The 21,643-nt window shown below is 70.0% G+C and carries 22 protein-coding genes and 2 tRNA genes; 9 read left to right on the top strand and 15 right to left on the bottom strand.

Annotation, left to right across the window (positions count from 1 at the left end; translation table 11 throughout):
- Positions 1-52 precede the first annotated feature (52 nt).
- Complete coding sequence (locus J3R08_RS31140; RefSeq protein WP_043327667.1) at positions 53-451, bottom strand: ester cyclase; 399 nt, start codon at positions 449-451, stop codon at positions 53-55.
- A gap of 147 nt (positions 452-598) precedes the next feature.
- Between J3R08_RS31140 and J3R08_RS31135 the strand changes: the two genes are divergently transcribed.
- Entirely contained in the window at positions 599-1,483 is an 885-nt protein-coding gene (locus J3R08_RS31135) for an aminoglycoside phosphotransferase family protein (protein ID WP_209963828.1), read from the top strand.
- A gap of 46 nt (positions 1,484-1,529) precedes the next feature.
- Positions 1,530-2,093, top strand: coding sequence for a dihydrofolate reductase family protein (locus J3R08_RS31130; RefSeq protein ID WP_209963826.1), 564 nt, complete (start codon positions 1,530-1,532; stop codon positions 2,091-2,093).
- A gap of 63 nt (positions 2,094-2,156) precedes the next feature.
- Here the strand turns inward: J3R08_RS31130 and J3R08_RS31125 are convergent, their stop codons facing one another.
- The gene (locus J3R08_RS31125) at positions 2,157-2,543 is read right to left on the bottom strand and encodes a MerR family transcriptional regulator (protein ID WP_064448031.1); all 387 of its coding nucleotides are present in this window, start codon (positions 2,541-2,543) and stop codon (positions 2,157-2,159) included.
- Positions 2,544-2,638: 95 nt separating this feature from the next.
- Between J3R08_RS31125 and J3R08_RS31120 the strand changes: the two genes are divergently transcribed.
- Genes J3R08_RS31120 through J3R08_RS31110 form a run of 3 tightly spaced genes read left to right on the top strand, consistent with a single transcriptional unit; the run spans position 2,639 to position 3,876 of the window.
- Complete coding sequence (locus J3R08_RS31120) at positions 2,639-3,253, top strand: NADPH-dependent FMN reductase (RefSeq protein ID WP_209963823.1); 615 nt, start codon at positions 2,639-2,641, stop codon at positions 3,251-3,253.
- A 41-nt stretch (positions 3,254-3,294) separates the two neighbouring features.
- Positions 3,295-3,555: a DUF4259 domain-containing protein gene (locus J3R08_RS31115; RefSeq protein ID WP_209963820.1), complete on the top strand. Its 261-nt coding sequence runs from the start codon at positions 3,295-3,297 to the stop codon at positions 3,553-3,555.
- Between the two features lie 42 nt (positions 3,556-3,597).
- A complete protein-coding gene (locus J3R08_RS31110) occupies positions 3,598-3,876 on the top strand; it encodes a hypothetical protein (RefSeq protein WP_064448033.1) in 279 nt (92 codons plus the stop codon).
- 82 nt (positions 3,877-3,958) lie between these two features.
- Here the strand turns inward: J3R08_RS31110 and J3R08_RS31105 are convergent, their stop codons facing one another.
- From J3R08_RS31105 to gyrB, 7 genes are all read right to left on the bottom strand, one after another.
- Positions 3,959-4,456, bottom strand: a complete 498-nt coding sequence (locus J3R08_RS31105; RefSeq protein ID WP_166456803.1) for an SRPBCC family protein — start codon at positions 4,454-4,456, stop codon at positions 3,959-3,961.
- Positions 4,457-4,537: 81 nt separating this feature from the next.
- Positions 4,538-4,613: transfer RNA gene (locus tag J3R08_RS31100), tRNA-Ala, on the bottom strand.
- A gap of 10 nt (positions 4,614-4,623) precedes the next feature.
- On the bottom strand, positions 4,624-4,752 hold the full coding sequence (locus tag J3R08_RS31095; protein ID WP_013283222.1) for a DLW-39 family protein: 129 nt from the start codon (positions 4,750-4,752) through the stop codon (positions 4,624-4,626).
- Positions 4,753-4,795: 43 nt separating this feature from the next.
- Positions 4,796-4,869: transfer RNA gene (locus J3R08_RS31090), tRNA-Ile, on the bottom strand.
- A 145-nt stretch (positions 4,870-5,014) separates the two neighbouring features.
- Positions 5,015-5,947 carry a DUF3566 domain-containing protein gene (locus J3R08_RS31085; RefSeq protein WP_043327671.1) on the bottom strand — a complete coding sequence of 311 codons (933 nt, stop codon included), beginning with the start codon at positions 5,945-5,947 and terminating at the stop codon, positions 5,015-5,017.
- A 3-nt stretch (positions 5,948-5,950) separates the two neighbouring features.
- Positions 5,951-9,730, bottom strand: a complete 3,780-nt coding sequence (gyrA, locus tag J3R08_RS31080; RefSeq protein WP_209963817.1) for an intein-containing DNA gyrase subunit A — start codon at positions 9,728-9,730, stop codon at positions 5,951-5,953.
- A gap of 102 nt (positions 9,731-9,832) precedes the next feature.
- Positions 9,833-11,779: a DNA topoisomerase (ATP-hydrolyzing) subunit B gene (gene gyrB, locus J3R08_RS31075; RefSeq protein WP_043327672.1), complete on the bottom strand. Its 1,947-nt coding sequence runs from the start codon at positions 11,777-11,779 to the stop codon at positions 9,833-9,835.
- Between the two features lie 547 nt (positions 11,780-12,326).
- On the opposite strand from gyrB, the gene J3R08_RS31070 reads away from it, so the two are divergent.
- Complete coding sequence (locus J3R08_RS31070) at positions 12,327-12,881, top strand: hypothetical protein (protein WP_043327673.1); 555 nt, start codon at positions 12,327-12,329, stop codon at positions 12,879-12,881.
- Here J3R08_RS31070 and J3R08_RS31065 read toward each other — a convergent pair.
- Entirely contained in the window at positions 12,866-13,354 is a 489-nt protein-coding gene (locus tag J3R08_RS31065) for a MarR family winged helix-turn-helix transcriptional regulator (RefSeq protein WP_064448046.1), read from the bottom strand. The two genes, J3R08_RS31070 and J3R08_RS31065, sit on opposite strands and share 16 nt — an antisense overlap.
- Positions 13,355-13,435: 81 nt before the next feature.
- On the opposite strand from J3R08_RS31065, the gene J3R08_RS31060 reads away from it, so the two are divergent.
- Positions 13,436-13,675 (top strand): hypothetical protein, encoded by a 240-nt coding sequence (locus J3R08_RS31060; protein WP_043327675.1) that lies wholly within the window; start codon positions 13,436-13,438, stop codon positions 13,673-13,675.
- On the opposite strand, the gene J3R08_RS31055 is transcribed toward J3R08_RS31060, so the two are convergent.
- The 5 genes from J3R08_RS31055 to dnaA form a co-directional block, all read right to left on the bottom strand.
- The gene (locus J3R08_RS31055; RefSeq protein WP_043327676.1) at positions 13,666-14,271 is read right to left on the bottom strand and encodes a DUF721 domain-containing protein; all 606 of its coding nucleotides are present in this window, start codon (positions 14,269-14,271) and stop codon (positions 13,666-13,668) included. The two genes, J3R08_RS31060 and J3R08_RS31055, sit on opposite strands and share 10 nt — an antisense overlap.
- Positions 14,264-15,394 (bottom strand): DNA replication/repair protein RecF, encoded by a 1,131-nt coding sequence (gene recF / locus J3R08_RS31050; protein ID WP_043327677.1) that lies wholly within the window; start codon positions 15,392-15,394, stop codon positions 14,264-14,266. Before recF ends, J3R08_RS31055 begins: the two co-directional genes overlap by 8 nt.
- 16 nt (positions 15,395-15,410) lie before the next feature.
- Complete coding sequence (gnd, locus tag J3R08_RS31045; protein ID WP_064448048.1) at positions 15,411-16,283, bottom strand: phosphogluconate dehydrogenase (NAD(+)-dependent, decarboxylating); 873 nt, start codon at positions 16,281-16,283, stop codon at positions 15,411-15,413.
- Between the two features lie 40 nt (positions 16,284-16,323).
- A complete protein-coding gene (dnaN, locus tag J3R08_RS31040) occupies positions 16,324-17,457 on the bottom strand; it encodes a DNA polymerase III subunit beta (protein WP_043327678.1) in 1,134 nt (377 codons plus the stop codon).
- A gap of 1,189 nt (positions 17,458-18,646) precedes the next feature.
- On the bottom strand, positions 18,647-20,476 hold the full coding sequence (gene dnaA, locus J3R08_RS31035; protein ID WP_209963813.1) for a chromosomal replication initiator protein DnaA: 1,830 nt from the start codon (positions 20,474-20,476) through the stop codon (positions 18,647-18,649).
- Positions 20,477-21,051: 575 nt separating this feature from the next.
- Between dnaA and rpmH the strand changes: the two genes are divergently transcribed.
- Together rpmH and rnpA are read left to right on the top strand one after the other, a co-directional pair.
- Positions 21,052-21,189 carry a 50S ribosomal protein L34 gene (gene rpmH, locus J3R08_RS31030; protein ID WP_018788530.1) on the top strand — a complete coding sequence of 46 codons (138 nt, stop codon included), beginning with the start codon at positions 21,052-21,054 and terminating at the stop codon, positions 21,187-21,189.
- Positions 21,190-21,223: 34 nt separating this feature from the next.
- Entirely contained in the window at positions 21,224-21,637 is a 414-nt protein-coding gene (gene rnpA / locus J3R08_RS31025; RefSeq protein ID WP_043327680.1) for a ribonuclease P protein component, read from the top strand.
- The last annotated feature ends 6 nt before the right edge of the window (positions 21,638-21,643 follow it).

The following is a 21,643-nucleotide window of genomic DNA, read 5'->3' as shown; positions in this document are numbered from 1 at the left end:
CCCAGCTCGATGTCGCATCGGGCTGGGCGCGCCGCGTTTCCGGATTCCCCGGTCAGCCGGCGAGCTGCCGCCGCACCGAGTCGGTGTCCATCAGGTACGACATGTGCTTGAACTTGCCGTCCTGGAGCCGGTAGAAGGCGGTCTCGACGAACGAGACCGAGGCGCCGGTAGGTGCCAGGCCGTTCCACTCCTTGACGGGCGTTCCGGTGTCGACGAGGCGGGCGGCGATCCGGTCGCCCTCGACGACGAGATCCTGGATCTCCCAGTGAAGATCCGGCACCGCCTCGACGTGCTTGTAGAACTCGGCCACCATGTCCGCCATCCGGACCGGCGTGCCGTTCATGATCACCTCTTCGTGGGCGAAGTCGGCCATGCGGTCGAACTCCCGATTGTTCGCCAGATCGACGTACCGCAGGTAGAAGTCACGTAGTTCCTCAGTGGCGGCGCTCATGATCGCTCGTTCCCCTCCGCATATTTTGTACCGCTCGGTTCGGAGCCAACCGTAGCAGGGTTCTGTACCGATCGGTTCATGATCAGGATCACGCCGCGCTCCGAATTCGATTGACCGTGTGATCCGGCGGGTCCTACGGTCGCGTCGATGCGTCCGGGAGAGATCGTCGTCACTGTGGAGCAGGTACGCGCCCTGGTCAGCGACCAGTTCCCCGAATGGTCGAGCCTGCCGATCGTGCCGCAGCCGCTGAACGGCACCGACAACGCGCTGTTCCGGCTGGGCGACTCCCTGACGGCACGGCTGCCACGGGCGCCGTGGGCGGTCGACCAGGTGACCACCGACGCGACCTGGCTGCCGCGGCTCGCCCCTCACCTCCCGGTGCCCGTGCCGGTGCCGGTCGCGGTCGGCCGACCCGGCGGGGACTATCAGTGGCCGTGGACCGTCGTCCCGTGGCTCGACGGGGACAACCCGCAATCCGGGCAGGACCACGTCGACCTCGCCGTCGACCTCGCCCGCTTCGTACGGGCGATGATCGCGATCGACCCGATGGACGGGCCGGTCAAGGAAGGCATCCAGCGCGGCGTACCCCTGGTGCAGCGCGACGAACTGACCCGCCGGTCGATCGCGGAGCTGGGCGACCGGATCGACGGCCGGGCAGTGACCGCGGCGTGGGACGAGGCGATGGCGACGGACGAGTGGCCGGGACCGCCGGTGTGGCTGCACGGTGATCTGCTGGCGGGCAACCTGCTGGTCGACCGGGGCCGGCTCACCGGCGTGATCGACTTCGGCGGTCTCGGCCGCGGCGATCCGGCCGTCGAGGTGCGACCCGGCTGGAGCCTGTTCGACGCCCGCGCCCGGGCCGCCTACCGGGAGGCGCTCGGGTTCGACGAGGCGACCTGGGTACGCGGTTGGGCCTGGATGCTGTCCGGATCGCTCTACTGGCTGGCGGACCTGTGGGACTCGATCAGCGAGTACGACCGCCGGGACACCATCCGCCACATCGACTACATTCTGCGTCACCGCCACGACTGACCTGCGGGGTCCGGTGTTGCGGGACCGACCGACGGAGGCATGCGCTGTGCGGAAATTGATCTACGGCATGAACCTGACAGTGGACGGCTACGTGTCCGCGCCCGGCGACGACATCGGGTGGGGCGAATCGAGCGACGAACTGTTCCAGTGGTGGCTCGATCAGGAGCGGGCGGTCAGCCTGTTTTTGTACGGGCGCCGCCTGTGGGAGAACATGAGCGGCTACTGGCCGACCGGCGACCAGCAGCCGGGCGCCACCCCGGCGCAGATCGAGTTCGCCCGGAACTGGCGGGACACGCCGAAGGTGGTGTTCTCCTCCACCATCGACAAGGTCGACTGGAGCGCCCGCCTGTTCACCGGGGACGCGATCGCCGAGATAACCCGGCTCAAGGCCGGGGACGGCGGCCCGATGAGGGTCGGTGGCGCAGCCCTCGCGGGGGCGGCCATGCGGGCCGGGCTGATCGACGAGTACGAGATCGTCACCCACCCGGTCCTCGTGGGCGCCGGCACGCCGTTCTTCGGCGCGCTGGACGGCTGGTCGAAGCTCGACCTGGTGGAGACGCGGACGTTTCCCGGCGGCGTGACCCTGAGCAGGTACGCGACGAAGCGGTAGCGCCTTCCGGCGGCGTCTGCGGTCAGGGTCCAGCGCCTCCAGCCGGGCGCCGAGCCGGCGGCGTCAGGAGTCCAGTGCCGCTCCCAGATCGCAGAGCCTGGCGCCCGAACCGAGCAGTTCGAGCCGGGCCTTCAGGTCGGCCACGCGCTGCTCGGCCTCGGTGACGATGTGCTCGGCGACCCGACCCCAATCCTCGGGTCCCGGGTCGGCGGGAAGCGCGGAGAACAACTCGGCGATCTCGCGCACCGTCAACCCGACCCGCTGAGCGAGCTTGGCGACATGGATGCGGCAGGCCGCGGACTCGTCGAACCGGCGCTGGTTGCCTGCGGTACGCACCGCGTTGATCACGCCGTGCTTCTCGTAGAACCGCACCGCCGAGGGCGCCACTCCACTGTCGGCGGCGACCTCGCTGACGGTCGCGTATGCCACGACCGGGTTCGTGAGCGTCATGCCCTCACCGTACGCCGCGAGGGGTTGCTTCCCCCCGACGATGCGCGTCGATCCGGCTTGACTTCAACATATGTTCAACCCGCAGCGTGGTGGACATGACCGCTCCGACAGCACATGCCAATCACCACTCCACCACCGCCGCGCAGACCACGACGCGAGTCGCGGTGATCGCCTCCAGCCTTCGCAACGGGCGGATGAGCCCGACCATCGCCGAGTGGGTCGTCGCCGCGCTCCAGCAGAGCAGTGGCGTCAACGTCGACCTGATCGACCTCGCCAGGATCACCCTGCCCGACGACACCCGGCTTTCTCCCGGCGGCGGCCCGAGGACCGAGGTCGCCGACCGGATCGAAGCCGCCGACGCGTTCGTGTTTGTCACCCCGGAGTACAACCACTCCTACCCCGCATCGCTGAAGCGGCTCATCGACTGGCACTACGCCGCCTGGATGCTGAAGCCGGCCACCGTCGTCGCCTACGGAATCCAGGGCGGGTACGCGGCGATCGAACACCTGCGCGGTGTCCTGGCCGAACTGAACATGGTCACCACGCGACGCTGCCTCGGACTGGCTGCCCCGTGGGAAGCCCTGGACGACAGCAACCACTTCACACCCGCCGACGGCACGAACAAGGCGCTGGCCAGCGCGCTGGCCGAACTGGCCTGGTGGACCGCCGTCCTCACCGACGCACGCGTCAACCGTCCGTTCCCGGCCTGAGGTCCTCGAACCCCGAACTTCTTCCTTGCAAAGCCCTTGGCTTGGACGACGACCTGCCACAACTGGCGATCGAAGCACTTGACCAGGTCCTCGGCGACGACTCCGAGTGGCGGAGCCTATGGGGTGAGGCGGGAGCGAGTGAGTTCCCGCCGATCAAGAGGTCCTTGTCTTTCCGCATCTATCTGCGCCGTGGTCCGCGCCTCTCGCCGGCGCCTACCAATGAACCCATGCTTCACCCGAAACCTGACACCTTGCGTCATATTTCTTCAACCAGCCGGCCCCGCAAGGTGACCACGGCGTGAGGCGGTCAACGCAGAAGACGACCCCTGTGAAAGCCTGTCGCGATGTCGCGTGCCCGCCTAGCGCTGACCGCCGGGGTTCTCCTGCTCATCGCCTCGTGCCTGCTGCCGTGCCTGCCGTTCCTGGATCTGTCCGGGATCTCGATGCCCTACCAGGACCCCACTCCCGAGATGCTGGAGAAGCAAGCCGCCGACATCACCGCAGCCGAACACAGACTCGCCGTCCACGCAGCCATCGCCGGCGCACTCGCCGTAATCGGCCTGGCAGCATTCATCTACGCCTGGAAGCACAGGCGGGCCCGCAAGGCCGACCACGGAATCTAGGCCAAACGTAAAGCATGTGCTGGGACGGATTCGTCAAGCATGTGGTGGGAGGTCAGGAGACTCCATATGCGGCAGACGGCCGTCACCTAGTAGGCGAGGGAGCGTCACCCGGCCGCGGGGGCGATAACACCATCGTCTGCCAGTTGCGGAACACGAAGCGGTGCACCGACTTCAACCCGACCCATAACGCCGGATAGAGCACGGCGCGGCCGAACCCGCGGACTGTCACCGTCGTGGTCCGGGTGACGTGCGTGCCACGGCCAGCAGGGGCCATCTCGAATAGATCCCCGAGATAGTCAACGTAGCGGTGGAAACCGAGATCCGTCGACTCCATGTGGAACGCCAGCCGGGCTGGTGGCTCCCATACGGTGATGCGCTGCCGCACCACCCCTTGCTCCGAGACACACTGCCGGGCCGCGTCTACCTCGCCTGGGCCATCGGGCAACCGGCACATCGTCGGTCGAGGCGTACCCAGGTAGAACACCGGGCACCGGGGCTGCAGTTCGAGGCGTGAGTCGCAGAGTGCCGGCCACAGCACCTCAGGCGGGTGGGGGATCGTCCAGCGCGTACGCACGATCACGCCTCCGACGGTAGTCCCACCGTCAACGGTGCAAGAGCGTCTAGCCGGACGTGTCACGGGCCCTGACCTGGCCAGATGATGTGGTGGAGCCCAGGGGACTCGAACCCCTAACCCCTGCCTTGCAAAGGCAGTGCTCTGCCAGTTGAGCTAGGGCCCCGTGTCGGCGCTCAGCGCAGGTCGGGCGCGGTGGTCGCCTCGTGCCACAGGGCGCGCTCGTCGTTCGACGCCTTGACCTTCTTGGCCACGACGGCGGCCACACCGACGATGCCGGCCAGGATCAGGAGCTTCTTGAACATGTGCTTGACCCCTCGTGCTCGACTGCCGTCGGACGATGTGCGGTGGGGCTAGCTGGAATCGAACCAGCGACCTCAGAGTTATCAGCTCTGCGCTCTAACCGACTGAGCTATAGCCCCGCGTGGCGACGAGCAAGGTTAACCCATCGCCTCCGCCGCGCCCAAATCGGGGGGTCCGTGGCGGAAGCACCCGCGCCACCCCGAACCTACCCGGACGCACGACGCCGGGGCGACCGCTTTGCGCGGCGCCCCGGCGTCGACCGAATCAGTCCCGCTCGGCGAGCGTCAGCTCGATCCCGCCGACCAGGTCGGCGCAGACGTTGTAGACGAACGCGCTGAGCGTGGCCAGCGCGGTGAACAGCACGACGTTGACCAGGCCGATCAGCGCCGACGTCAGGATCACGCCCTTGGCGGTGATCCGGAAGCCGCCGCCGCCCTGGCCGCCGCCGGCGTTCACCAGGTCGGTCAGGCTGTCGTTGACGCTCTTGAACACGCCCATCGCGTCCAGCGCGAGGTAGAGCACCGAGGTCGCCACGACGACCACGATGAAGAGCACCACGGACACCGCGAACGCGAACTTCATCACGGACCAGGGGTCGATCCGCTTCAGGTTCAGCCGGGCCCGTCGCGGCCCGCGCGACGCGGCCGAACTGACCGAGGTACGCGCGGCGCGTACCGCCTCGCCCACGCGCGCGGCGCCGACTGCGGCCGCGCCGCTGACGCCCGGCGGCAGGCCCCCGCCGTTCGCGGGCCGGGACTGGCCGGTGGCGCCGGTGGTGGTCGGACGGGCGCCGTCGGGCGACGTCTTCGGCGCGGTGCCCAGGCCGGCGCCGATACGCGGCTGGGTGCCGGTCGTACCGGTGGAGGCCCGGCCGGCCGCGGCCGGTGGCTTGATCGGCTGTGTGCTCGTGGCGTTCGCGGGCTTGGCCGCCGGAGCGGCCAGACCGTTGGCCGACGTCGGCGCGTCGACCTTGGTCTCGGCCGACGAGTCCCGGGAACCCGAGTCCTCGCCCGGCTTGTCCGGAGGCGGCGCCATGCCGGGGGCGCGGGTGAACTTCGGGGCAGGCGCATCGGCGGGAACCGTGGCCCGGCCCACGGCCGCACGGCCGGTAGCTGGTGTACCGCCCTGCGCAGCCTCCTCCTCGGCCGGGGTGGCCGAGGTCCCCTTGTTCCCCGACTTCGCCTGTGTCTCCGTCATCAACTAGTCCTGTTCGTCAGGCTCGTCGGCATTGCGAGCAATCGCCACGATAGTCACGCCGTCCGGGAGGTCCATCAGCTTGACCCCCATTGTGTTCCGGTCACGCGTACGGCGTACAGGCTTCACCGGAGTCCGGATGACGCCGCCGTTGCTGGTGATGGCGAACAGCTCGTCCTCCGGATCGATCACTACCGCGCCGACCAGGCCACCGCGTCGCTCGGTGATCTTCGCGGTCAGCACGCCCTTACCTCCCCGGCCCTGCACCGGGTATTCCTCGATCGGGGTACGTTTCGCGTAACCCCCGTTCGTCGCGACCAGAACGTCCAGACCCTCTCGCACCACCTCGACCGCGAGCAACTCGTCCTCGCCGCTGAAGCGCATGCCGATCACACCGGACGTGGCCCGGCCCATCGGACGCAGCGCCTCGTCGGTGGCGTTGAAGCGGATCGCCTGGGCGTTCTTCGACACGAGCAGCAGGTCGTCCTCCGGAGCGGCCAGGACCGCACCGACCAGTTCGTCCTCATCGCGCAGGTTGATCGCGATGATGCCGCCGGAACGGTTGGAGTCGAACTCCTCGAGCCGCGTCTTCTTCACCAGGCCGTTCTTCGTGGCCAGTACCAGGTAGGGCGCCACCTGGTAGTTCGGGATTTCAATGATCTGCGCGATCTGCTCGTCGGGCTGGAACGCGAGCAGGTTGGCCACGTGCTGGCCCTTGGCCACCCTACTGGCCTCAGGAAGCTCGTACGCCTTCGCCCGGTAGACCCGACCCTTGTTCGTGAAGAACAGGATCCAGTCGTGGGTAGAGCATACGAAGAAGTGGCTGACGATGTCGTCCTGGCGGAGCGTCGCACCGCTGACGCCCTTGCCGCCACGCCGCTGCGACCGGTAGAGGTCGACCTTCGTCCGCTTCGCGTACCCGGTGCGGGTGATCGTCACGACCACGTCCTCGCGGGCGATGAGGTCCTCCATCGAGACCTCGCCGTCGAATGGGACGATCTTCGTACGCCGGTCGTCGCCCCACTTCGCGACGATCTCGCCCAGTTCCTCCGAGACGATCCGCCGCTGCCGCTCCGGCTTGGCCAGGATGTCCTTGAGGTCGGCGATCTCCAGTTCGAGCTTCGCCAGGTCGTCCAGGATGCGCTGCCGCTCCAGGGCGGCCAGCCGGCGCAGCTGCATGTCCAGGATCGCGGTCGCCTGGACCTCGTCGATGTCCAGCAGCCGGATCAGGCCCTGCCGGGCGTCCTCCACCGTGGGCGAACGCCGGATCAGGGCGATCACCTCGTCCAGCGCGTCCAGCGCCTTGGACAGACCGCGTAGGATGTGCGCCCGCTCCTCGGCCTTGCGCAGCCGGAACGCGGTCCGCCGCCGGATCACCTCGATCTGGTGCTCGACGTAGTACCGGATGAACTGGGCCAGGTTGAGCGTGCGCGGCACGCCGTCGACGAGCGCCAGCATGTTGGCGCCGAACGTCTCCTGGAGCTGGGTGTGCTTGTAGAGGTTGTTCAGCACCACCTTGGCGACCGCGTCGCGCTTGAGCACGAGCACGATCCGCATGCCGGTACGCCCGGAGGACTCGTCGCGGATGTCGGCGATGCCGGCGAGCTTGCCCTCCTTGATCAGCTCGGCGATGCGCTCGGCGAGGTTGTCCGGGTTGACCTGGTACGGCAGCTCGCTGACCACGAGCGCCGGCCGGCCACGCTTGTCCTCCTCGACCTCGACCACGGCGCGCATGCGGATCGAGCCGCGCCCGGTCCGGTACGCGTCCTGGATGCCCGCCTGGCCGACGATCAGGCCGTGGGTCGGGAAGTCCGGGCCCTTGACGATCTCCAGCAGGGCTTCCAGCGTGGTGGCTTCGTCGGCCTCCGGGTGCTCCAGGCACCACTGCACCGCGGCGCCGATCTCGCGCAGGTTGTGCGGCGGGATCTTGGTGGCCATGCCGACCGCGATGCCCTCGGAGCCGTTGATCAGCAGGTTCGGGATCCGCGACGGCAGGATCGTGGGCTCCTTGGCCCGGCCGTCGTAGTTGTCCTGCAGGTCGACGGTGTCCTCGTCGATGTCCCGCAGCATCTCCATCGCCAGCGGGTCGAGCTTGCACTCGGTGTTGTGGCTGACGAAACCGTCGGAGACGAACGAGTGGTCCTCGGTGTCCACCCGGATGCTGTAGACCGGCCGCACACCGGCGTCGGTGATCTCGGTCACCTCGGCGTAGTAGAAGCGCCCGTCGACAAGCGGCTCGACCACGTCGAGGATGCCGGGCTCGGTGATCCGGGCCGCGATCTCGTCGCGGTCCCGCTCCCAGCGCTCGATCCGGTCCACGTTGTGCCGGCGCAGCCAGTCGCGTTCGGTCCAGCGGCTCGCGCCGTGCTCGCGGACGAAGTCCCCGACGAACGGCACGTGATCGCCGGAAAGCGCGGTGCTAGTCGCCGGCACCTGGGCCAGCTCGGATTCCAGCTTGGCCTGCTTGCGGCCGAGGAAGCCGACGTGAGCGGCGAAGATCCGGGCGTCCCTACGGTTGGTGACGACGACCTTGATCTCACCGCTGTCGTACCGGCACTGCCGGCTGACCACGCCGAACTCCAGCAGCAGCTGCTGCACCTCGCGGGCCAGCCGCTCGCTGCGGGTCGAGTACGAGACCTGGATCGTGTGGCGGGGCAGCAGCGACGACGAACCGTCGCCCTCGAACAGCGCCTGGAGGAAGGCCCGCTTGACCGCGGCCGGTCCGCGCCAGACGAACTCCGGCACGAACTTGTCGGCGCTCCGCGCGCCCACCATCTCGCCGAGCACGCTCGCCCGAAGCGCGGTGAGGTCCTGCACGTCGAGCTCGTGCAGCCTGCTGCCGGAGGCGATGACCCGCTCGGCGACGTACCGAGGGCCGCCGACCGCGAGGTCGTAGGCGGTGAGGACCCGGACGAAGAACTCCCGGTCCACGTTGTTGAAGCCCGCCCGGTTCTCCGACACCCACCCCTCGGACACGAACGCGCCCGCGAGCACGGCCGCCTCGACGTGTTCCAGCATCGGGTAGCCGATCTCGTCCGGCACGGTGCGCTGCAGGACCACCCGGTCGCCCGGGGCGATCTCGGCGAGCAGCTTCCACAGCAGGGTCGGCACGCCGGCCACGTCCACCAGGCAGAGCACCGGGTGGTTGTGGGTGCCGGTCAGCTCGTACCCCTCACGGGTGCGCAGCCGCAGCGTCGGGTGCTCGCCGGAGTGGAAAAACTTGCTGGCGCGGACCAGGTCGCCGTTGCGGTCGCGGACCTTGAGGTCGACGTCGGTCTCGCTGCTCGCCGCAGCGTCCGGCACGACGTCGCCGATCCGGACGGAACCCTCGGCGGTACGGATGCGGGCATCGCCGACGAGGCAGTATCGCATGGCGGCGGCCGGGTCGTTTCCGGGGGAGCCGAAGTTGCCGTTGCCGTCGACCAGCGGGTAGCGCAGCGACCAGGGCTGCGCCATCCGGACCAGCGCGTCGTAGATGGCGGAGTCGCCGTGCGGGTGGAACTGGCCCATCACGTCGCCGACGACGCGGGAGCACTTCACGTACCCACGGTCCGGCCGGTAGCCGGAGTCGAACATGGCGTAGAGGATCTTGCGGTGGACCGGCTTGAGCCCGTCCCGGACGTCCGGCAGGGCCCGCCCGACGATGACGCTCATCGCGTAGTCGAGGTACGAGCGCTGCATCTCGACCTCGAGGCCGACCGGCTCGATCCGGTCGTGCTGGACGACCGCGGCCAGTGTCTCCGGGGTCTCCGGCTCGTTCGGGGTGGACTCGGGAGTATCGGTCACTGTTAACCCTTATCAGACTCTTCAGTCATGGTCTCGCTGTGGATAACGGCTGTGGAAAGCGTTCAGACTGTGGATAACTCTGTGGACTACCGGGCGCGTCCGTCAGATGTCCAGGAACCGCACGTCCTTGGCGTTGCGCTGGATGAACGACCGACGTGCCTCGACGTCCTCACCCATCAGGACGCTGAACAGCTCGTCCGCGGTTGCGGCGTCGTCGAGCGTGACCTGGCGCAGCGTGCGCGTCGCCGGGTTCATCGTGGTCTCCCACAGCTCGGGGTAGTTCATCTCACCGAGACCCTTGAACCGCTGGATGTCGTCCGGGCGGGCGTTGGGCTTCTTCTGCTGGCGCAGCGCGATCAGCCCGTCGCGTTCCCGGTCCGAGTACGCGTACTGGGCGTCGTCGCCCTTCTTGTTCCACTTGATCTTGTAGAGCGGCGGGGCGGCCAGGTAGACGTGCCCCAACTCCACCAGCGGCCGCATGAACCGGAACAGCAGCGTGAGCAGCAGCGTCTGGATGTGCTGGCCGTCGACGTCGGCGTCGGCCATCAGCACGATCTTGTGGTAGCGCAGCTTCTCGATGTCGAAGTCGTCGTGGATGCCGGTGCCCAGCGCGGTGATCAGCGCCTGCACCTCGTTGTTCTTCAGCACCCGGTCGATGCGGGCCTTCTCCACGTTGAGGATCTTGCCGCGGATCGGCAGGATCGCCTGCGTACGCGGGTCGCGGCCCTGCTTGGCCGAGCCGCCGGCCGAGTCGCCCTCGACGATGAAGACCTCGGACTCGCGCGGGTCGGTGGACTGGCAGTCGGCCAGCTTGCCGGGCATCGAGCCGGACTCCAGCAGCGACTTGCGCCGGGCGAGCTTGCGCGCCTGCTGGGCGGCGATACGGGCCCGGGCCGCCTGGGAGGCCTTCTGGATGATGATCTTCGCCTCGGCCGGGTTGCGGTCGAACCAGTCGACGAGCGACTCGTTGCAGACCCGCTGCACGAAGCCCTTGACCGGGGTGTTGCCCAGCTTGGTCTTGGTCTGGCCCTCGAACTGCGGGTCGGTGAGCTTGACCGAGATGATCGCGGCCAGGCCCTCGCGGATGTCCTCACCGGAGAGGCGCTCGTCGCCCTTGAGCAGCTTCTTGTCGGCGCCGTAGCGGTTGACGACGCTCGTCAACGCGGCCCGGAAGCCCTCCTCGTGGGTGCCGCCCTCGTGGGTGTTGATGTTGTTGGCGAACGTGTAGACCGACTCGCCGTACGACTCGTTCCACTGCATGGCGATCTCGACCGACATGCCGGTCTCCTCGGCGCCGAACTCGACCACCGTCTTGTGGATCGGGCTCTTGGAGGCGTTGAGGTGGCGGACGAAGTCGGCGATGCCGCCCTCGTAGTGGAAGGTGACCTCGCGGGTCTTGCCGTCCTCGTCCTCCGGGACCCGCTCGTCGAGCAGGTGGATGGTGAGGCCCCGGGTGAGGAAGGCCATCTCCTGGAGGCGCCGGTAGATGGTGTGGAAGTCGAAGTCGACGGTCTCGAAGACGTCGGGGTCGGGCCAGAAGGAGACGGCCGAACCGGTGCGGTCGGTCTCCTCGCCCTTCTCCAGCGGCGTCGGCTTGGAGTGGTCGTAGCGCTGGCGCCAGACGAAACCGTCCTTGTGGATCTCGACCGCCATCCGGGTGGACAGCGCGTTGACCACGGAGACGCCCACGCCGTGCAGGCCGCCGGAAACCGCGTACGCCTTGCCGTCGAACTTGCCGCCGGCGTGCAGCACGGTCAGCGCGACCTCGACACCCGGCTTCTTCAGCTTCGGGTGCAGGTCGACCGGGAAGCCACGGCCGTTGTCGGTCACCCGGACGCCGCCGTCGGCCAGCAGCACCACGTCGATGGTGTCGCAGTGCCCGGCCAGCGCCTCGTCCACCGCGTTGTCGACGACCTCCCACACCAGGTGGTGCAGACCGCGCTCGCCGGTGGACCCGATGTACATACCGGGGCGCTTCCGGACCGCTTCCAGGCCTTCGAGAACGGTGATGGACTCGGCACCGTACTTCTTGTTGTCCTCCGCTGCCACGCTCGGCCACTTTCTCGCACCGGCCGCGCGTGGGCGCGGGGGCGCGGGTTCGGCGGACAGGACGCGACGTCGGCGCGCACGGACCGCCCCTGGGATCACCAGGCACGGATCGTGTACGCCGGGCGCCACGGTTGCCCGCGGATCGCGATCGGCTCGGACCCGAGGCGGGACTATGATCGAGGGCCCGGAGGGCCCCTGCCCGTCGCTCCGTCTCGGGTCTTTCGTCTCGCTCCCAATCTTACTGTGCGGAGCCGACCAAACCGCCACTCGGCACCCTCTCCGAGGCGGCTGAGAATGCCGTAGCCGGACGAACCGCGCCTCCCGCGACTCCCCCTACACGCCAACGGGGCACCGCCGCGCCACCGGCCACCGTGAGCCGTGACGATCATCCGACCGGTGATCGGCTGCTGTCCCGACCGGGGGTCGCGGCCGGGTCCGGCGTGCCGTAGCTTTTGCGGCGCCGCCGTTGCGGTCTTGATCTTTCGCACCCGCAACCGGGACGATCGTCGAAGATGGTCCGAAAACGCTTGGTGAGAGGTGACGCCCGATGGGGCTGGACAACGTCGCGGTGCACTGGCCGCGGACCGGCCGCTTCTACGACCCGGTCGCGCCGGCCGAGTTCGTGGACTTCGGCGAGATCGTGGACGTCCCCCGGATCTCCGCGCCGACCGCCGCGCTCGCCGAGCTGATCGCCAAGACCGGCACGGTACGGGCGACCGCGTACACCGAACTGGTCGACCTGATCCTCGGGCTGGAAAATGTGCTCTACGCCACGGAGAACTCGGCCGAGGACGAGGACCCGGTGATCGACCCGGACGGCTGCTCGTGGATCGCCGAGGGCCTGGAGAAGTTCGTCGCCCGGCACCGGCCGTACGGCGAGGCGGTCACGTTCGAGTCGGTGAGCGAGGTGCTGCGCGCGTTGCTGGGTGACGGGCGGCTCGCCGAGCAGCAGCTCCGCTGGCTGGACAGCCGGCTGGACCGGCTGCGCGACGAGAGCGGCGACCCGCCGCAGTGGAACTTCACCTGCGCCGAGCTGAGCGTGCTGGCGGCCTTCTACCGGCGCTGCGCGGAGCGCGGCTTCGCGGTCTACGCCGACGCCTGACCGGGCGCCGCGGCGCCGGAAGAAGACGTGGCCCGGTTGGCGGCCGCGATCACCTCGGTCAGCGCCGTGTGCAGGTGCCGCAGGTCGGCCAGCGGCAGACCCAGGCGCTGCACGATGGCCGGCGGGATCCGCTCGGCCTGCGTCCGCAGCGCCTGCCCCTCGGCGGTGAGCGAGACGGCCAGGCTGCGCTCGTCGGCGGCGTCGCGTTCCCGCCGGATGTAGCCGGCCGCCTCCAGCCGCTTGAGCAGCGGTGACAGCGTGCCCGGATCGAGCTGGAGCAGCCGGCTCAGATCCCGCCCGGACAGTGGCGCGTGCTGCCAGAGCGCCAGCATGACCAGGTACTGCGGGTGGGTGAGCCCCATCGGCTCCAGCAGCGGGCGGTAGACCGCGACGACGCTCCGGGCGGCGACCGACAGCGCGAAGCAGACCTGCTGCTCCAGCGCCAGGGGGTCCTCCTCGATCGGGTCGGTCACCTCGTCCTCCTCGTCGTCGTTGCGATCCTAGCAACGATTGGTGTACCAATGGTTTGCACACAAAACAGGGAGGGCGGCGGGATGAGCGACGACGAGCAGGTGGGCGACGCCTCCGGCAAGGGTGGCCGCCTGTTGGGCTGGGTGTTCCAGAACCTCGCCGGCCCCTCCCAGGTCCAGGGCGCGGTGCAGGGCGGCTCCCGGCTGGCCCGCGAAGCCTGGAAGCAGGACCTGGAACGCCGCAAGCAGTGGAGCCGCGAGCAGCGCGAACTCAAGCGCGCCCGGCGGGAGGCCCAGCGCTCGGGCGGCGACGGTCAGCCGTAGGTGTCGCGGGGCCCGCGCCCGCGTACCCGCCGGGGGCCGCGCGACCACGACGGCGCAGCCGGGCCGTGAATGTGCAGCTTGCGCACCACGTTGTGGCCGACCTCGCGGGCGATCTGCTGCAACAGCGAGCCCGCCAGCAGACGCAACTGCGTCGCCCACGCCGTCGAGCGCGCCTCCACCGTCAGCTCGCCGTCCTCCAGCTTCACCGGGCGGCTGTGCTGGGCGACCTCCGGGCCGACCACCTTCTCCCACGCGCCGAACACCGTCGCCTCGGCCGCCGGCTGCTGCCAGCCCCGCGCCTTGACCAGCTTGTCCAGCACCGCACCCAGCGGCTGCGGGTCGCGCGGGTCCGGCCCCGGGCCGGAGTAGCCGCGCAGCCGCTTCTCGCCGTCGCCGCGGACCGCGCCGCGCCGCCGGGGAGCCGCCGCCTGCCGCCGGGCCTTCGCCGCGTCGAGCACAGCCCGCGCCAGTTCCGGCCCGGTCGCGCCCTCCGGCAGGTTCGCGCCCGGCTCGCCGTCCGCGGGCTTTCCCGGGGTACGCGCGTCGCGTCCCGGCCCGAGCCGCGCGGGCGGTAGCTGCACCTCGTCGTCAGACACGTCGCACCGTCCCGTCGCCCACCGCGTACCGGGTGCCGCGCAGGGTCGCCGGCACGTCGTCGTCCACAGCGCAGGTGACGAGCAGCTGGCTCGCGCCGCCCACCAGCTCGGCCAGCCGGTCCCGCCGGCCGGTGTCCAGCTCGGCGAAGACGTCGTCGAGCACCAGCACCGGCTCGATCCCGTCGGCGCGCAGCAGGTCGTACCCGGCCAGCCGCAGCGCCAGCGCGTAGGACCACGACTCGCCGTGGCTCGCGTACCCCTTGGCGGGCAGCGGGCCGAGGGTGAGCGCCAGGTCGTCGCGGTGCGGGCCGACGAGCGTGGTGCCGCGCTCGATCTCGGCGGCGCGGTTCGCGGTCAGCGCCGCGGCCAGCGCCTCCGCCAGCGCCGCGCGGTCGGCGCCGGGTTCGGGCAGCTCGACCGAGGGCCGGTACGCGATGCCCGCCGCGCCGCGGCCGGCCGCCACCGCGTCGTACGCCTTCGCCACGTGCGGGGTGAGCGCGGCGACCAGTTCCAGACGGCCGGCGAGCAGGTCCGCGCCGTGCTGGGCCAGATGCGCGTCCCACACGGCCAGCGTCGACAGGTCACCGCCGCGTGTGCCACCGGTCTTGCGAGCGAGGTACGAGGTACGCAGCAGCGCGTTGCGTTGCTTCACCACGCGCTCGTAGTCGGCGCGTACCCCGGCGAAGCGGGGCTGGCGGGTGACCAGCAGGTCGTCCAGGTAGCGGCGACGTTCCGAGGGGTCCCCGCGGACCAGTTCCAGGTCCTCCGGCGCGAACAGCACCAGGCGCAGCGCGCCGAGGACGTCCCGGGCGCGCCGGGCCGGGGACCGGCCAAGGCGGGCCCGGTTGGCCTTGCCCGGCACGATCTCCAGCTCGACAAGCAGTTCCCGGCCCTCGTGCACCACCGCGCAGCGGATCACCGCCGAGGTGGCGCCCATCCGGACCAGCGGGGCGTCCGTGGCGACCCGGTGCGAATCCAGGGTCGCCACGTAGCCGAGCGCCTCGACCAGGTTCGTCTTGCCGACGCCGTTGGCGCCGACGAGCACGTTCGGCCCCGGCTCCAGGTCCACGCCGACGCGCTCGTACGAGCGGAAGTCGACCAGTTCGAGCCGGCGGACGTACACAGGCTGTGGATACCGGTCAGCGCTTGTGGACGGCGTGGCCGCCGAACTGCTGGCGCAGCGCGGCGACGGCCTTCATGGCGGGCGAGTCGTCCTGCCGGGACGCGAACCGGGCGAACAGCGACGCGGTGATGACGTTGAGCGGCACGGCGAGCCGTACCGCCTCGTCCACGGTCCAGCGGCCCTCGCCGGTGTCCTCCGTGTAGCCGCTCAGCTCGGCCAGCTCCGGGTCCTCGTCGAGCGCCCGGTCCAGCAGGTCGAGCAGCCAGGACCGGACCACGGTGCCCTCGCGCCACGACTTGAACACGCCGGGAACGTTCGTGACCAGCTCGGAGGCGGTCAGCAGCTCGTAGCCCTCGGCGTAGGCGTGCATCAGGCCGTACTCGATGCCGTTGTGCACCATCTTGGCGTAGTGGCCGGCGCCGACCGGGCCGGCGTGCACGAAGCCGAACTCGCCCTCCGGCTTGAGCGCCTCGAAGATCGGCATCAGGCGCTCGACGTGCTGCTGCGCGCCGCCGACCATCAGCCCGTACCCGTTCTGCCGGCCCCAGACGCCGCCGGAGACGCCGACGTCGATGTAGCCGATGCCCTGCTCGTTCAGCCGCTCGGCACGCGGGGCGTCGTCGCTGAACCGGGAGTTGCCGCCGTCGATGATGATGTCGCCCTCGCCGAGCACCTCGGCGAGCTCGTCGATGGTGGCGTCGGTGACGCCGGCGGGAACCATGACCCAGACCGCGCGGGGCGACTGGAGCTTCTCGGCCAGCTCAGTGAGGCTCGCGGCGTCGCTGATCTCCGGGTTGTGGTCGAAGCCGACCACCTCGTGCCCGGCGGCGCGCAGCCGCTCCCGCATGTTGCCGCCCATCCGGCCGAGTCCTACCAGGCCGAGCTGCATCTGCTCCTACCTCCGTACGTCAGGGTCGTGCTGCCTGCGATCAGCGGGACACGCGGATCGGCATGATGAGGTACCGGTACCCCGGTATGACCTCGCCATCCTCGCCGGCCGGGGAAATGACCGCGGGCTTGAACGCGTCGACGAACCGGAGCAGGGCGTGCTGGGCGCCGAGGTTGGACAGGCCGTCGATGAGGTACTGCGGGTTGAAGCCGATGGTGAGCGGCTCACCGGTGAAGGTGGCCTCCATCGCCTCGCTGGCCCGGGCCTCCTCGGTGCCGCCCGCCTCCACCACGAGGCCGTCGGCGCTGAAGCTGAGCAGCACGGGGGTGGTGCGCTCGGCGACGAGAGCAACCCGCTTGACCACCTCGATGAGCGTGGCGACGGCGACGCGGGCCTCGGCGTTGTGGTCGGCCGGGAACAGCGAACGCACCGGCGGGTAGTTGGCGCCGTCGAGCAGGCGGCTGGTGGTCCGGCGGGTGCCACCGGAGAAGCCGATCATGCCTTCGCCGGCGCCGCCGGAGGAGAGCGCCATGGTGACGTGGCCGCCGAGCGGGCCGAGCGCCTTGGCGGTGTCGTGCAGCGTACGGGCCGGCACCAGCGCGTTGAGGCTGATCTCCGGGTCGTCCGGGTTCCACTCCATCTCGCGCAGCGCGAGGCGGTATCGGTCGGTCGCCAGCATGGCCATCGTGCCGCCGCTCAGCTCGAGGCGTACACCGGTCATCATCGGCAGCGTCTCGTCGCGGCCGGCGGCCACCGCAACCTGGGCCACGGCCGTGGCGAAGGCAGCGGCGTCGACGGTGCCCGCGCTCTCCGGCATCTCCGGCAGCGTCGGGTAGTCCTCCACCGGCATGGTGGGCAGCGTGAAGCGGGCGCTGCCGCAGACCAGCTCCAGGTGGGCGCCGACGGCGGCGATGTCCACCGGCTTGGCCGGCAGGGCCTTGGTGATCTCGGCGAGCAGGCGGCCGGAGACCAGGGCGGCGCCGTCCGCGTCACCCTGCACCTCGACCGTCACCTGGCTGGAGACCTCGTAGTCGAAGCCGGAGACCTGCAGGTTGCCGTCGGTGACGCGGAGCATCACCCCGGCCAGCACCGGTACGGAGGGCCGGTTGGGCAGGCTCTTGGCGGTCCACGCGACCGCCTCGGCGAGCGCGTCGCGCTCCACTCGGAACTTCATCAATGCCTCCGCGTCGACGTCAGCGACAACTCTCTCATGCCGACCGCTGCCACCCGTCCCGCCCGACCGTGCGGGTACCCATCGCACCTTAGGGCGCGCGGGCATCGGCTGTGCGCCCGACCCCGTGGATCCAGGTGCCCGGGGTGACTGCCGACGGCAGCGCTCCGGCCCGATCCACAGGAAGTCCAACGGTGATGATTGGTTTTTGTTGTTTAGAAGAGATAACTCATCGTCTTCATCGCACCTGTGCAAACTGTGGAGAACCAACGTCTGCGCAGGTCAGACACGTTATCCACCGGTGGTTTGGCTGTGGAGAACCGGGGGTAAAACTCGTGTCCCGGTCCACAGCCCCCGCCAGCCGCCGGGTTTTCCACGGCTGTCCACCGGTTGTCCACCGCTAATCCACCGGTTTTCTCCCCAGCGCTGTGGACAGCGCCGACAGCGTCGACCGCCTTAATCCCCAGAACCTTCAACAGCTCGCCCACAGGCGACCTGTCATCTGGGGACAACGTGATCGTCATCCCCAGGCGTCCACAGCCTCGTCCCCAGGAGTTGTCCACAGTCTGTGGGTAACCGGCCGGGTGCGGACGGTGGTTGTCCACTGCCTGTGACACAGGGGCTGTGGACAAGGGGTACGAGCTGTGGACGAACACAGCGCCGATCCTGGGCCCTCCACCGGGTCGAGGGTCAACGAACCCGTGCTGTCGGCTTGCCGTCAGCCGCCTGTCGGGCGTCCCGTGGTCACCTTCATCACGTCAACAGGGCGTCGACACGAGCCTTCCTCGGCGCGCCGCCCCCGTCCCCGCCCGTCCTCCGGCTCCCGCCTCGCACGTGTCGACCATGAAGTTGGCGGCAGTTGGCGCCCGGTTTGTCGCCGTCAACCTCATGATCGACGCAAAGTTTCGATGGGGCTCGGGGCCCCGGTCGACTCGTGCGAGGCCAAGCCCCGGCTCCGCAGAGACTTTGGAAGGCGAGGGCCCCTGTAGCGGCCGTTTCCTTCCAAGATCTGCGGTCGGGGTCCGTGCAGACGCTGGGCGAGGCGCTCGGGTCGGCGGACTCCTGCGCAGCAGCCCCGCCCTGTTGACCAAGGAGTTCGGGGCAGGAATGACGTGTCGTCCCGACACAAACTCCTTGATCACCGCCGGAGCCGCCGGACGGGCGGCGCGCGGGCACTGCGGGAGAGCTGGGGTCAGGTGTTCTGCTTGATGCGGTTGGTCAGCTCGGCGATCTGGTTGTAGAGCGAGCGCCGCTCCGCCATCTGCTGGCGGATCTTGCGGTCCGCGTGCATCACTGTGGTGTGGTCCCGGCCACCGAACGCCTGCCCGATCCGGGGCAGCGACAGGTCGGTCAGCTCGCGGCACAGGTACATGGCCACCTGGCGGGCGTTGACGAGCACCCGGGACCGGGAGTGGCCGCGCAGGTCCTCCAGGCTCACCCCGAAGTAGTCGGCGGTCGACACCATGATCTGGTCCGCGGTGATCTCCGGGCCGGCGCCGTCCGGGATGAAGTCCCGCAGCACCTCCTCGGCCAGCGACAGTTCGACCGAGGAACGGGTGAGGCTGGCGAAGGCGGTGACCCGGATCAGGGCCCCCTCCAGTTCGCGAATCGAGTTCGACACCCGGGAGGCGATGAACTCCAGCACGTCCGGCGGTGCGAACAGCCGCTCCTGGGCGGCCTTCTTCTGCAGGATCGCGATCCGCGTCTCCAGGTCCGGCGGCTGGATGTCGGCGAGCAGGCCCCACTCGAAGCGCGTACGCAGCCGGTCCTCCAGCGTCGCGAGCTGCTTCGGCGAGCGGTCGGACGTGATCACGATCTGCTTGTTGGCGTTGTGCAGCGTGTTGAAGGTGTGGAAGAACTCCTCCTGCGTCCGTTCCCGGTTCTCCAGGAACTGGATGTCGTCGATCAGGAGGATGTCCACGTCCCGGTAGCGGCGCTGGAACGCGCTGGTCTTGTCGTCGCGCAGCGAGTTGATGAAGTCGTTCGTGAATTCCTCGGTCGAGACGTACCGGACCGAGCGGGCGTTGCCGAGCGTCGTCGCGTAGTGCCCGATGGCGTGCAGCAGGTGGGTCTTGCCCAGCCCGGAGCTGCCGTAGATGAACAGCGGGTTGTACGCCTTGGCCGGCGACTCGGCCACCGCCACGCTCGCCGCGTGCGCGAACCGGTTGGACGAGCCGATGACGAACGTCTCGAACATGTACTTCGGGTTGAGCCGGTTGCCGCCGCTCTCCGTACCGCCGGGGAGCCTGCGGTCGGCCTGGCCGCCGCCGGGACGGTGGTGATCGGCGCCACCCCGGCCGGGGCCGTTGTCGGTGGCGCCGTCGCGGGGCAGGCCGCGCATCGGCCCCGGGTCGGCGGCCGGGTTCTCCCGGTAGCGCGGCTCGTAACCCCCGGCGTCGGGAGCGGACGGCTCGATGCGCGTGCGCTCGTCGAAGGCGCGGCGCTCGGGTGCGGCGCGCAGCGGCTCGGCGAACGCGGCGCTGAAGAGCGTGTCCTGCGCGTCCCGGCCGGCGGGGATCAGGTGGGGCCGGCCGCCGTCCGCGGTCCGCTGCCGGGGCGCCGGTTCGTCCAGCTGCTGTTCCGGGCGGGACTCGGCGTAACCGGGCTCGGGGCGGGAGTCGGCGTAGCCGGGCTCCGGGCGGGGCGACGGGAAGGTCGGGGCGGCCTGGTCGAAGCCGGGCAGCGGGGCGGCGCCGTCGTGCTCGGGGAGCGGTTCCGGGCTGCTGCGGTAGACGGTGCCGGCCGGGCGGGCGCCCGGGTCCTCGGTGACCCGTACGGTGACGGCCACCTGTATCGGCCGTCCGAGCCGGCGGCTCAGCGCCTCGGTGATGGCCGGGCGGAGCCGTGACTCGATCACGTCGCGGGTGAAGGCGTCCGGCACCGAGAGCAACGCGGTGTCCTCGACGATCGCCCGCAGCCGGGTGAGCCGGAGGTACGCCCGTTGCTGCGCGGAGATGATCTCGTCGGCGAGTTCGTCGGTGGTCGCCGTCCACACCGCGGCCAGGTCGGTCGCTCCGGTCACCGTCGTGCCACCCCCTCGCCTGCTCCTCACGCCCGCCCGGACGGCTGACCGGTCGTCATCCACAAGTTATCCACAGCCTGTGTACCGACCGATTGTGACCGCCCACCGGACGCGGGTCGGACCTGCCCCCCTCGATCCACGGAGGCGCTGAAGCGGGTTCACCGTGCCGAACGATTCAACAGCGTGTCCGGTCTTGCCGATCGGCGACAAACCCCGGACCCCCGACGCCGACCGCAATCGGGCACGCTAACAGCGCGGACCCCACGCCATCAACCGGCGACACCCTGACGACGTTGGCAACATCAGTGAAAACCGCCCCTTCGGTCGTCGTTCCGACGCAGGTCGGACGCCCGAGTGTGACGTTTGACGGTCATTGCGCCCCTGCGTAGGCTGGAGCGGCTGCTCTCTCGCCCTCTGCTAGGGTGATTGATGCTTGCTGTCCGTGGCTGTCACCTCGCATCGCCGGGGAGCGCGTCACGGCAGCGCCGATCGGAGGTCACCGACAAGGTGGCCTGGACCAGCACACGACCCCGGGCGATCCGCCGCGCGGGGCGTACGACAACGGAGAGCCTGACGTGAGCAAGCGCACCTACCAGCCGAACAACCGCCGGCGCGCGAAGACCCACGGCTTCCGGCTGCGCATGCGCACCCGTGCCGGCCGCGCCATCATCGCTACCCGTCGTTCCAAGGGCCGCGCCCGCCTGTCGGCCTGAGGCCGACAGGTCCGGTCCGGGGACGTGGGCAGTCGTGCTGGCCGCCGCGCAACGACTGCGGCGCAGTAGCGACTTCGCCGCAGCGGTTCGCGGTGGCCGACGCGTCGGCCGTGGCGCCGTCGTGGTCCACCTGACCATCCCCGAGCCGATCGGCACCACCGCGACACCTTCGCCGGAGCCGGCGCGGACCAGCGGTGCGGAGACCTCCGCACCGAGCCGCGCCGGCTTCGTCGTGTCCAAGGCCGTCGGCGGCGCGGTGGTCCGGAACAAGGTCCGCCGCCGGCTCCGGCACCTGGTCCGCGAGCGGCTGGCCGAGCTGCCCGCCGGCACGACCCTCGTGGTACGCGCGCTGCCGGCAGCCGCCGACGCGACGTACACCCGGCTCGGGGCCGACCTCGACGCCGCTCTCGCCGCCGCGCGCTCCCCCCGGGGACGGCGGTCGCGGTGACCGGCC

It is taken from the genome of Micromonospora sp. HB375 (genome assembly GCF_017872985.1).
GTDB classification, from domain to species: domain Bacteria; phylum Actinomycetota; class Actinomycetes; order Mycobacteriales; family Micromonosporaceae; genus Micromonospora; species Micromonospora chalcea.
This window is presented reverse-complemented; position numbering and strand designations above follow the sequence as displayed.